Raw genomic sequence first — 12417 nt, 5'->3', positions numbered from 1 at the left:
CCTACGAGGCGGCCTGCTCCGGCCCCCGCTGCTCCGAGCAGGCGGCCACCGGCAGGAAGACCCGGAAGGTGGTGCCCTGGCCCGGTGCGCTCTGCACGGTGATGCGTCCGCCCAGCGCGGTGATGATGCCGTGGCAGATGGAGAGCCCCAGTCCGGTGCCCACCCCAATGGGCTTGGTGGTGAAGAAGGGATCGAACAGCCGGCCGAGGTTCTCCTTGGGGATGCCCACGCCGGTGTCGCGCACCGCCACCACCACCTGCCCCTCCTCGTGGGTGGTGGAGAGGCGGATCTCGTTGGCCTGGAGATCCCCATGGGGGATGGCCTGGGCGGCGTTGACGAGCAGGTTGAGGAAGAGCTGGGCGAGCCGGGACTCGTTGGCGCCCACGGGCGGCACGTCGCCGTAGTCCTTCACCAGCCGCGCGCGGTGGCGGATCTCGCTCCAGGCCATGTTCACGCACGAGTCGAGCACGGTCCGCACGTCCACCGCCCCGCCCTGCTGCTCGTCGTTGCCGCGCGAGAAGGTCTTCAAGTCCCGCACGATGTCGCGCACGCGGGTGCTGCCCGAGAGCGCCTCCCGCAGCGCGTCCCGGACCTCCTGTCCCCGCTCGCCCGAGAGCGTCTCGCCCGCCTCGGCCAGCGCGGCCAGCTCGTCGTCCACGAAGCGCAGGTTGCTCAGCATGTACGACAGGGGGTTGTTGATCTCATGGGCCACGCCGGCGGCCAGCGTGCCCAGCGACACCATGCGCTCGGAGGCCAGCAGCTTCTCCTGCACCTGCCGGCGCTCGGTGATGTCGCGGGCGATGGAGACCACCGTCGGCTGGCCGTCGAAAGGCAGGGAGACGGTCACCACCTCGCCCAGCACCCGCCGGCCCTCGCGGTGCCGGAACTTCACCTCGTGGGGAGTGCCGACACTGGAGAGCTCGGCGAACGCGAACTCGTTGCCGGGCTGGACGAGCTCCTCGACCGGACGGCCCCGGAGCATCTCCTCGCTCTCATGGCCCAGCAGACAGGCGGCGGCGGGGTTGGCGAAGAGCACCTTGCCATCCCGGTGCAGGACGATGGCATCCGGCGAGCGCTCGATGAGGGTGCGGAAGCTCGCCGCGGAGCGCCGGACCTCCTCCTCGGCCTGCTGTCGCCGCTGCTCGCTGCGCAGGCCCTGGAGGATGGCGCAGCACGTGGCCAGGAAGGGCTGGACGAAGGAGATGACCTCGTCGTCATAGCCTCCGGGGCGGTTGGCGATGCCCACCATGCCCACCAGCTCCGTGGCCGAGTGGAAGGGCAGTCCCAGGAAGCAGCGCAACGGGGGGTGCCCATCGGGCAGCCCGCCCCGGCGCGGATCCACCGCCGGCATGTTGGCCACCACCGGCTTGCCCGTCGTCATCACCGTGCCGAAGAGCGTCTTGAGGTTGCGGAACTCCATGCCCTGGGGGGCCTGGCGATCGTGGAAGGCCCGAAGCTCCGGCGTCCAACCGATGTTGGTGATGGCATTGGTCCGCAGGTAGGGCGTGCCATCCGGGTTGTGCCTCACCTCGCCGATGAAGCCGTACTCGCTGCTCGTCAGCCGCAGCAGAACTGATAGGAGTTTGTCGAACAACCGATGGGGCTCATGGCCCTGGATGAACTCCGTCTGGGCCTCGGTGAGGGCCTTGAGTAGCAGGTTGCTGGCACGCAGGGCCTGCTCCGCCGTGGTCTCACCACTCATCCGCGCCTCTCGCACTTCGAATGCCGGGGCCCCCATCCCGGCGAGACTGGGGTGGCTGGGCAGCTCCATCCGTCCGCTCACCTGTTCGTCTTTCGATGAATCCGATTCTCGGAACCTACTTGAGAACTTTGCGGTCAGGCGCCCCGCCATTCCCCGGGCCGCTCCAACCGTTCTGGATTTCTCATTGTCAGAGAGAGTCTCCGGTGGATCAACCCCGAGCCTCGAAGAGGAAGGTGCGCAGTGGGCCTACACCTCTGACGGCTGTCAGGCGACCGGGCACTGGACGTCAGGGGGCGTGAAGTCACGGACCACACCGGAGGGGAGCAGGCTTGCAGGTACCCACTCGCGCCGCGCTGCTGGAGGAGTTGGACTCACGGGGCTACAGGGCACGCTTCGAGCGCGTGGCCACGATCGGGCGGGAGGCCCGGGGGCTCCAGTCCCTCTCGGCGCTGATGGACGAGTTGGTGGCCGGAGAGGCCTACGAGGCGACCCTGGCGCTGGTGATGGCCCGCGCCGCCCGGAACGAGGCCGTGCTGCTCCGCGGCCTCACCCACCCCTCGCGAGCGGTGCGGGGACGCGCCGCCGCCTTCGCCGGACAAGGCATCCGGGACGACACGGCGCTCGAGCGAATCCTCCCCGAGCTGTCCGCCCTGAGCCGGCGGCGGGTGCTCAAGGGCGTGGCGCTCGCCCGGAGGAAACGGCTCGCGGCCCGGCTGCTGCCAGTCGTCCGCGCGAACCATGGCGATGGCGAGGCGGCCCTGCTGCTCCCCGCGCTGGACACCGAGGACATGCGGCGCTTCCTGCCGGAGCTCGCACATGCCGTGCGGGCCTGGCGCACGCTGGTGCACCGCCACCCGGACGCGGTGCTCGCCTTCCTCCAGGCCCGGTTCTCCGAGGCCTCCGCCTCGGCGCGCGAGGAGCTCTTCCACACCTGGCAGGTGCCCCTGGGGGAGCTGCTCGGCCTCCGGACCGAGGCGGTGCTCGCCCTCGTGCGCGAGTACCTCTCCACCTCCGTGCCCGAATTCGTGGTGAGGGGCCTGCCCCGGCTCGTGCGCGAGTACCCGGAACAGGTCCTCCAGCTCCTCGGCCGGCCCTCGCTTCAGAAGAGCCTGAACGAAAGGATCCTGTCACCGGGCATGCTGCGGGAGGTGGCGAAGTGCTTCTCGTCCGAGCAGCGCCTGGGCCTCGCACGCCTGCTGGCGGACCGCCAGGGGCTCCTCACCCGGCTGCTCCAGAGGGTGCCCCCCTCCGAGCGGACCGCCCTCTTCACGCATGCCTTCGACGGTGTCCCTCCTCCCCAGCTGGAGACGCATCTCATCTGCGCCCTGCCCACCGCCACGCGGGACGCCGAGGCGGCACGTCAGCTCGAGCGGCCCGAGCTCCGGGAGGATCGCCATCAGCGGCTCCGCCTGCTGACCTTCCGCGCCATCGAGCACTCGCGCGAGCCCCTCCAGGAGGCCGCCTTCGCCAGCGACCCCCATGACCGGGCGATGGCGCTCTCGATGCTCGTGGCCAGCACCGCCCTGTCGGGCCGGGGAGTGACGGAGACGCTCACCTACCTCTCCCGGCTGAAGAACGAGCAGGATCCGGTCCGCCGCGAGGTCCTGCGGGCGCTCGAGATCATGGCCCCCCTCTACACCTCCGAGCACATTGCGCTCCTGGAGACGTTGGTGACGGACGCGCTCGAGGCGCGCGACACCTCGGAGGCCACCCTGACGGCGCTGCGGAGCCTGATCCTCGAGCTCATCCGGGCCCACCTGATGGAGCACCGGGGAGACCTCTTCCAGTTCGCCTTGAGGACGCTGGAGCGGCTCGTCGGGCTGGACGACTCCATCGAGATCATCCGGCTCAAGGGGCTGGCCCGAGGCGCCGAGCACCACCTGGTGGCCGCCCTGCTGCCGCGGATCCGTGCCGTCGGCCAGCACGAGCGGCCCAAGCTCGTCTTCGCCCTGTGCGAGACGCTCGGCCGGCGCGCCTGGAACGTGGACATGCTCCAGGCGCTGCTGGAGCCCATCACCGAGTCGGAGATCGACTGGCACGCCCACCGGGCGATCCAGTACTGGCTGGAGCCGCCCCGGACGAGGGATCAGCGCGTGCGCAAGCTGCTGGCGCGGGACGCCTCGGCCATCACCTTCCCCCAGGTGCTCGAGCACCTCCACCGGCACCGGCCGGAGGCGCTGGAGCCCTACCTCGACGGCCGCCCCCTGGAGGGCCGCTTCGCCGTGGACGGCCGGGGTTGGATTCCCATCCTGCGCGAGGGCTTCCAGCGCTGGCTGCCCCGGCACCAGGAGCGCTACCGGGAGCTGCTCCTGCGGATCGCCAACGACGAGGTGCGCTGTGACTGGGAGCGGACGGACGTGCTGCACACCCTGGCGCGGCTGCCGGTGGTGACGGAGAAGCACCTCCAACCCTTCCTCGAGTGGCATGACGTGCCCACGGTGGAGGCCGCGCTCGGCGCGCTCGCGAAGCTGGACCGGCCCGAGTTCGCGCTCCCCCTGCTGCTGGAGCACCTGGACGGGGATCGCGCGCGGGTGGCCATGTACGCGCTGCCCGAAATCCTGAAGCAGCTGCCTCCCGCCCGCCGCACGGGCACGCTGGCCGTGCTGCTCTCGCGCGGCAAGATGAAGGTGACGGTGCACAAGGAGCTGGTGCGGCAGCTCGCCACCGCCCGTGATGCCAGCTCCCTGGCCCTGCTGCGCCAGCAATGGAACGAGCCCCACGTGCACCGGGACGTGTGCATCGCGATGAGCCACGCCGCGCGCCGGCTGCTGGAGACGGAGGAGTCCGCCTGGGAGATGCTGGCGACCCTCGTGCGCAACCCGGATCCGTACGTGGCCCGGAGTGTCCTCGAGCAGTCTCCCGAGGCCCTCCCCGACCGGCTCCGTCCCCGCTACGCCGAGCTCCTCTTCCAACTGGCGGACCACCCGGAATACGAGGTGCGCCAGCGGACCTTCCACGCGCTGTTTGACTGGTCGTCGGGAATCGAGGAGCGGGTGGCGCGGCTCGCGGCGGCGCGCATCGTGGATCTCTCCAGCGGAGAGGAATGGAATGGCGCCACCGTGTTGCTGACGCTGGTGACACGGGATGGGCGCGCCTTCGAGCAGGTGGTGGACTGCGCGGCGGCGCTCGTCTCCGCCTCCATGAAGGAGGAGCAGGACGCCGGGCCCCGGGGGGATCTGCCCGCGTACAACCGGCTGAAGCTCCTCGTCGAAGGACTGCTGGTCAAGCCGCGCCCGGTGTTGCTGGGCCTGCGTCAGCGGCTGAACGAGGTGGCGCGCGTGCTCGACAGGGACGCCTGCCTGTGGCCCCTGTCGGCCCGGCTCCGGGTGCATGCCCTGGTCTGGAAGGAGGCGGGCCCGGTCGCCGACGCGCTGCTCGGGCTCGCGGCGGAGATCCGCGACGAGCCCCTCTTCGCCCAGGCGCTCGAGACCATGGTGGCGTCGGTGATGAAGTTCGCCAGGGAGGAGTGCTCGCAAGAGGTGCTGCTGGACGTGGCGGCCCGGGTGCGAGCCGAGGCCCCGCTCGTGTCACTGGCGCTCGTGCGCGAGGTGGGCAACCGGCAGGATTGGCGGGGGGACGAGGCCCGGCGGCTCCTGCGCGAGCTGCGCCAGCATCCACGCCCCGCGGTCCGCGCCGCCGCCCGGGCCGTCACCGTCACGACGGGATGACCCAGAGGAACAAGCGAACGGCCGGGAGGTATCTCACGCGGCGATGCGGGCACCGCGCTTCTTCCGGGAACGACCGCTGCCGCCCTGGTCGCGCGGAGGTCCGAGCACGCTGTCGGCGGGGAGGCCCGCATCGAGCGCCTCGCGCAGCTCGGGAGACAAGCCATCCAGCAGCAGCAGCACCGAGGCGTTCGTCCAGGCGAAGCCCAGCGTGCGCTCGGACCTGGGCGCCAGCAGCGGCCCGCGATCCGCGCCCTGGTTGCCGTACTCCACGGCCACCTCGGCGGACCTGCTCACCACGTCGTACTTCTCCTTCACCAGGCCGTTGTGGCTCCCCGCGATGTCCAGAATCATGGACACCCAGCGGTAGGCCACCGCGTCGGCCTCGGCGTGGAAGCCGTAGCGGCGCAGCCCCTCCACCGCGATGATCTGGTGCGGCGCCCAGCCGAAGGGCCAGTCCCACTGCAGGGCCTCTCCACCCGCGGCCTCGCGCGACGCGCGGGTGCTGGAGGTCAGGCCTCCATCATGGAGGAAGCGCGGGAGCGCGGCGGCCACGGCGGCGGCCTCCTCCCGCGATGCCCAGCCCGTCCACAGCGGATAGAAGGTGGCCAGGGACTCGTAGCGCGAGCGGCGTCCGGCCACGAAGTCGTGGTCGAAGAACATCCCCCGCCCGGCGTCCCAGAAGCGCGTGCGCATGGTGCGCGCCCGGGCCCGGGCCGCCTTCGCGTACCGGGCCGCCTTCAGCGAGTCCGCCCCTTCCACCAGGCGGAGGATCTCCGCGAGATCCATCTCGTACTGGAACAGCAGCGAGTTGAGGCACACCGGCTCGTGGTGGTGCGTGGCCGTGCCGAAGCGGTGGCACATGTCCCAGCCACTCTCGCGGATGGCGCGATCGTGACGGTGGAACTCGGCGTCGTCCGGCCGCGAGGCATAGAACGCGGACAGGTCCTCGGCGTCGGGCCCCTCGGCGTCGTCCTTGTAGCGGGAGAGCCCGCTCGGCGTGGCGCGCGGACCCGTGCGGAAGACGTTCTCGAGCTCCTGCTCGGCCACCTTCGCCACCCGCTTCAACAGACGCAGGTCCGGGCGCACCGCGTGGAGCTCCAGCGCCAGCCGGGGCATGAGCGGCGGCTGGGTCCGCGACAGGTGGTAGCTGAGGTTCGAGTTGGGGATCTTCCCGTAGTACTCGATCTCGTAGAGCTGGTTCTCGAGCAGATCCCTCGCGAGCTCGTAGCGGCCGGAGGCCAGGGCCCCCCGGGCGTTGAAGTAGCTGTCCCAGCCGAACATCTGCACGAAGCGGCCACCCGGGACGATGTAGGGGCGCGGGAGGTAGAGCATCCCCGGCGCGCGCATGAGCGCCCGCCAGTCCTCGGCCCCACGAGGCTTCTGGAGCGGCACCATCTCCAGGCCGCCGGAGCGCCGGGCCTCGGCGCGGAGCTTCTTGAGAGCCTTGCGATCGCGCGCGGGGACGTACACGCGCAGCCGGCCCTCGGGGTCCTTCACCGGCATCACCGCGAGCGCCTTCTTGAGATCCTCGGCCCGGTCGGAGCGGCGGACGAGCCCGTCCCAACCCTGGTCGATCAACCGCCGCAACGTCTCCGTGCGCGGGGCGAGCATCCGCTCCACGGGCAGCCCCGGCTCATCACCCCGCCCCTCGAGCAGCTCCTCGGAGAGGACGTCCGCGGCGTGCGCGAGCCGCTCCGCCCCGGTCAGCTCCAGACGCGCTCCCGGGCCGAGCACCAGCTCCACCGCGAAGCGCTGCCCACGCTCACGGGCGCGCTCGGCGTCGCGAGCGGTGAGGCGGCCATCGCCGTCGAGATCCAGGGTCATCAGCACCTCGTAGGCGAGGCGCGCGGTGGCCGTGGTGGCGGACAGGGAACCCGGAGTCGCGGGCCGTGCGGCGGGAGCCGTTGGCGCGGCGATCGGAAGCGGATTCTTCGGGGAGGAAGCAGAGCGGAGAAGACGGGGAGACTGCGTCCGGATGGGCACGTTCGACCTTCTGCGTGAATGCGCGCGCTCAAGGTACACGAGTCCGCCGCGCGGCCAATCCACATTCACACGGCTCGTCCGCTCACCTGCTGATGCCGGATCCGCATCGCACTCCATGAGAGTTGTTTGTCTTCAAAATATATAGTTTGTCTTCAAACCAATCTGCGACCATCCACCGGAAACCATTTGGAACACCGCGCGAGGTGACTACGGTGCGCGCCGCTCCACCCCGTTCCCCCCTACCGCAGGAGAAGAGACCCCGTGGAGATTCAAGAGCCGCCGTTCCGCCCCGTCGCCACCGCCGCGCTGCTGCTGGCCGTCCTGGGGCTGGCGTCCCCCGCCCACGCCGACGCGGAGCCCACCCCGTTGCAGGACAACCGCCGCATCACCCTGGGTTACATCGAGATCGCCTACGAGTTGGGCGCCCTGCTCGACCCGAGCCTCCAGCCCGGCGGCAGCAGCAACGTCCGCCCCAACTGGTTCACCTTCGCGCCCCACGCCTCGCAGACCGGTGGCCAGGGCATGCTCGGCACCGCCATCGCACGGCAGGCGATCGCCGCCGCCCGGGGACGGCCGGTGCTCTCCGTGAGCAACTTCCTCGACGGGCTGGGCCTCACCGGCGAGCTGCGGCTCACCGTCGAGAGCCTCTCCCTGCAGCTCGTCCTGCACGGCCTGCCCCTCGACGCGGCCACGTCCATCGCCTCGCTCACCACGGCCATGAACTGGGAGGCGCTGGCGGACCCGCGCACCTTCACCACCACCGTCCTGCGCTTCGCCTCGCTCTACTGGAGCGCGCCGGGCTTCTTCCCGCTCGACAAGGCGGAGTCCATCGTCATCACCTTCGAGCGCACCCTGCACGAGGGCAACGTCGCCATCTTCACGGACATTGGTGGCGCGGGGCGCCTGTTCCTCGACTGGCGCCGGACCGCCACCGGTGAGATGACGCCCGAGCGCGTGCTGACGGAGTTCTCCCTCCCGGAGGCCGTGCCGCAGCAGGCGCGGGTGGCCTACGAGTACGCGCTCGCCCACGCCAACGACACGCCCCGGCCGCACCAGTTCGAGGGCCTCTTCTCGGGCATGCACTGGAAAAGTCTGCTGGTGGCGGCCTTCGCGCTCTATGAGAAGGCCCGCCTGGCACCCACACCAGCCGAGCGTGACGCACTCATCGCCATGGGCAACAACTACGTGGCCTGGCGCGAGCAGCACGACATGGCACAGCCCGTCTTCACGCCGGCCGTGCGCCGCCCGGACGAGGTGTCCCGCTCGGCGCTGCTGGAGGTCATCACTCCGCTGCTCAGGACGTACTTCGGCACCGTGGAGTGGAGGTACGCCGACTACGCGTACAGCCGGCCGGATCGCGACGGCAACCCCTTCACCGCCCCGCCCACCGAGTATAACTGGGGCACCTTCTGGGATCGCTGGACGGGCATCCTCTATGCATTCGACCAGGCCTATGGAGACCCGGCGGGATTGTGGGTGATGCCGGAGCCGATCGTCGGCCCCTCAACCTAGGGCGTACGCGAGGAGTGCAAACCCCTCGGACTGCTGGCAAACTGGAGAGACTCTCCATCTCTGCTACCGTTCGCTCCATGCCGGTGTTCATTCCCCCCCGCTTCCGGACGTTGCTCTCGGGTCTCGTCGGTGCCGTGCTCCTGTGCGGCGCCGCCGGCTCCCTCCGGATGAGCCCCACCCTGCTCACCCTCGTCGTGCTGATGGCGCTGGCGCTCGAGTGGATGCGCCGGGAGAGGGGTCTGGCGTGGGCGCTGCCATCCGGGCCTCGCGAGTGGAGGGAAGAGGTTCCCGCGTTCGTACTGGCCCGGAGCGCATCGAGGGAGAAGGAGCAGTCTCCCTCCTCCGGGTCGTATCCCGTGCCGAGAAAGATCGTGGACTTCCCCGTGCGGCGTTCCTTCGGCTCGAGGGTGAAGCTGTGGGTCGGGAGCGTGGGCCTGGCGCTGCTCGGGGTGTGGTGGATGCTGCTGGTCACCATCCTCTTCTTCCCGGATCCCGGAGCGCGCGACTCGCTGTACCTCAACACCAACCTGACGCTCATCACCGTCACCCTGCTGCTGACGGTGCTCTTCCTGGTGATCCTCCGCTCGGGCCTGCGCGGGCCGGCGGATCCGCTCGCGCCGGAGAACCACCACGGCGAGGAGCTGAGGGATCTCCCGCTGGGTGATGGCCAGGGACCGGCTCCCCGGACCCCGAGTGGCTCCGGCCGCAAGTCCCACCTGCGGCTGGTGCGGCCCTCGCTGTAGTCCCCTTCCCCGCTGCCTCAGCGCGCCTCGATGCGCATCCACAGGCCGTTGCGCACCCCCAGCGTGCCGGCGGTGTCGATGTGCGGCGTGTGACCGGGCTCGAGTCGCACCTTGAACCGGCGCGCCAGCATGGCGGTGATGAGGTGCGTCTCGAACAGGGAGAAGTTGTTGCCCAGGCAGATGCGCTGGCCGGCCGCGAACGGGTGGTAGGCGTGCGAGTCACGCGCCGCCTCGCGCTCGGGCAACCAGCGATCGGGATCGAAGCGCTCGGGGTCCTCCCAGAAGGCCGGGTGGCGGTGGGTGGCGAACGAGAAGAGCAGCATCCGTGAACCGGCGGGGATCGTCACCCCGTCGAGCGAGTCCTCGGCGATGGAATCGCGCGCGTAGAACGGCGCGGCCGGATAGAGCCGGAGCACCTCCTTCACGACCCGGAGGGTGTACGGGAGCTTCTTCAGATCATCGAGCGTCGGCGGCGCGTCCCCCAGCACCGAGTCCAACTCGGCGTGCAGGCGTGCCTCCACCTCGGGGTTCTGGGAGAGCGCGTACCAGAGGAAGGACAGCGTGCGGGCGGTGGTCTCGTGCCCGGCGAAGAACAGGGTGATGCCGTTGTCGAGCAGGAGCTGGTCCGCCATGGTGGCGCCCGTCTCCTCGTCGCGCGTGGTCATCAGCTTCGTGAGGAGATCCTCCGGCCACTGGGACTCGGGGATGGCGCGGCGCTGCGCGAGGAGCTGGCGAATATAGGCATTCACGAGCCGCTGGGCCCGCTTGAAGCGCAGGTTGCCGGGGGTGGGCAGCCACAGCGGCGTCCGGAACGGCAGGTTGTTCCGGTCCGACACGAACGCGATCATCGTCTCCACCGCGCCCTTGAAGCGCAGCAGGGTCTCGTCCGAGTCCGTGCTGAAGACGGAGTGCAGGATGACGCGGGCGGTGATGAGCATCATCTCGGTGAGCATCTCGACGGGCTGGCCAGAGCCCTGGCGCGCGCGCCAGCGTTCGATGAAGTGCTGGGTGTCGGAGATGAAGATGGGGAGGAACTTCTCCGCGCCGCGAGGGGTGAAGAACGGGGCCATGAGCTTGCGCTGCTGGCGCCAGGGCTCGGCGGTGGCGGTGAGCACCCCACCGCCGAGCAACAGCTTGCGGACTTCGTCGTAGCTCTGGAGCTTGTCGTAGTTCTGGCGGTGGGTGACGGAGATGTGGCGCACGTGCTCGGGGTGGACCACCAGGAAGAACGGGCGCTTGCCGATCCGCAGGCGGGTCAGGTCCCCGTGGTTGCGCCAGACGTCCATCATCATCCCGAGACGGCCCCGGCTCCGAGCCGTCTTGATCAGCTCGAGGCGGGAGGGAGCGTATTCGCCGGTGGTGGGAGGAGCGGTGGGGGAAGTCTCGGGGACGGCTGGCATGACGCCAGTGAAGCACGTCTCATGGAGTGAGAAACAACGCCCCCCGGTCCATGCGCGCCTACTCGGATTTCACCACGAGAAACACCCGGGCCTGATCGAAACGGAGGTAGGTCCGCAGGTAGTCGAGCATCACCTGATCGGAGAGGCTCTCGATCTGTTGCTTGCGAAGGTTGAGGTAGTCCGCCCTGCCCGTGGTGTGCCAGAGACGGGTCGCCTCCATGAGGGGGAATTGCTCCGCCTGCTGGACGAGCATGGCTCGGGCGAGTTGTTGGGTCATGGGAGTCAACCGGCGCACGTAGTAAGGCGTGACCAACTTGTTGATCGCGGACGAAGCGGAATCCAAGACGGTCTCCACGTCCCCCCTTTCGTGCAACCCCAACTCCGCGATAATCAGAGACACTCCATCCAGGCGATAGCGGAACACGCGAATGCCGGGGGCCACGGAGTGGTATCGCAGGACCGCACCGAGGAGGAACTCAGCGAAGTCTCCTTCGAGGTTCTTCCCGGAGGAATAGCCAGGCGCCACCCAGACCAGGTACAGCAGTGGGCTGACGACCGGACCTGATATCACCGGCAGGCCCTTGTCCTTGGGGGGAACCTTGGGAAAGGACGGGGGTTGGCTCTGGACGGGAGAGAGACGTTCGGTCCGGCTCGTGTCCCTCAAGCCCGGAAAGAGCCGCTCTACCTCGGACCTGACTTCCCCCAGCGGTCGTGGACCGGCCACCGCCACCACGGCCGCCGCGGGTGTGTAGTGCTGCTTCACGAAGGCGCGCACGTCGTCCAGCGTCAGGCGCCCGATGGATTCGGGAGTACCCTCTGTGGGCCGGCCATAGGGGTGGCCCGGCAGTAATTGCCGTTGAATCATCCCTACCGCCAATCTCTCCAGCTCCGCATTCTGTGACTGGCGCAGTTCCTCCACCAGCTCATCGCGCACATCGAGGAAGGTCGCCTCGGAGAGGTTCGCCAGTGGATCGCGCATCCGCCAGGCCTCCACCTCCATCAACGGGGAGAGCTGCTCACTGGGGGTGGAGAACATGAAACTGGTCGTATCGTGGTCGCGCCTGCTCTCGGCACGGACCCCCTTGGCCTCCAGTTCCCTCAGGGGATGTGGAGAGTGTCCGGTGGCGAAGGCCGCGGCCTGGGTGAATCTCGCCGCCAGGTACGCGAGCCCCTCCTTGCCAGGGGGGTCGTCCACGGCGCCCACGCGATAGGAGACGAGCAGCGTGGTCTGGGAAGCGTTCGGATCCTCGTGCACCAGCAATCGCAGTCCGTTGGCGTACTCCGTGGAGGAACCCCGGTAGGCCCTGGAAGTGGCGCGTGGCGCGGGCGTGGTGGCACAGCCCGTCAGGGCGGAGAACGGTAGGGCCGCGTAGAGCGCGAGCAGGATGGAGAGGCGACGAGGCATGGCG

Annotated in this window: 7 protein-coding genes; 3 read left to right on the top strand and 4 right to left on the bottom strand. The window is 69.6% G+C overall.

Features of this window, described 5'->3' with window-relative positions; genetic code table 11:
• Nucleotide 1: 1 nt before the first annotated feature.
• Nucleotides 2-1702, bottom strand: a complete 1701-nt coding sequence (locus NR810_RS07420; protein WP_257449458.1) for an ATP-binding protein — start codon at nt 1700-1702, stop codon at nt 2-4.
• 329 nt (nt 1703-2031) lie between these two features.
• Between NR810_RS07420 and NR810_RS07415 the strand changes: the two genes are divergently transcribed.
• Nucleotides 2032-5370, top strand: coding sequence for a hypothetical protein (locus NR810_RS07415; protein ID WP_257449456.1), 3339 nt, complete (start codon nt 2032-2034; stop codon nt 5368-5370).
• A 33-nt stretch (nt 5371-5403) separates the two neighbouring features.
• Here the strand turns inward: NR810_RS07415 and NR810_RS07410 are convergent, their stop codons facing one another.
• A complete protein-coding gene (locus NR810_RS07410; protein WP_257449454.1) occupies nt 5404-7353 on the bottom strand; it encodes an alpha,alpha-trehalase in 1950 nt (649 codons plus the stop codon).
• Nucleotides 7354-7614: 261 nt separating this feature from the next.
• On the opposite strand from NR810_RS07410, the gene NR810_RS07405 reads away from it, so the two are divergent.
• Nucleotides 7615-8865: a hypothetical protein gene (locus NR810_RS07405; RefSeq protein ID WP_257449452.1), complete on the top strand. Its 1251-nt coding sequence runs from the start codon at nt 7615-7617 to the stop codon at nt 8863-8865.
• Between the two features lie 77 nt (nt 8866-8942).
• Nucleotides 8943-9608, top strand: a complete 666-nt coding sequence (locus tag NR810_RS07400) for a hypothetical protein (RefSeq protein ID WP_257449450.1) — start codon at nt 8943-8945, stop codon at nt 9606-9608.
• Nucleotides 9609-9625: 17 nt separating this feature from the next.
• Here the strand turns inward: NR810_RS07400 and NR810_RS07395 are convergent, their stop codons facing one another.
• Nucleotides 9626-11008: a cytochrome P450 gene (locus NR810_RS07395; protein ID WP_257449448.1), complete on the bottom strand. Its 1383-nt coding sequence runs from the start codon at nt 11006-11008 to the stop codon at nt 9626-9628.
• A 58-nt stretch (nt 11009-11066) separates the two neighbouring features.
• Entirely contained in the window at nt 11067-12413 is a 1347-nt protein-coding gene (locus NR810_RS07390; protein ID WP_257449446.1) for a M16 family metallopeptidase, read from the bottom strand.
• Nucleotides 12414-12417 lie beyond the last annotated feature (4 nt).

The sequence above is a fragment of the Archangium lipolyticum genome, assembly GCF_024623785.1.
GTDB lineage: Bacteria > Myxococcota > Myxococcia > Myxococcales > Myxococcaceae > Archangium > Archangium lipolyticum.
Note: the sequence above shows the minus strand (reverse complement) of the source record. Positions and strands in the feature narration are given on the sequence as shown.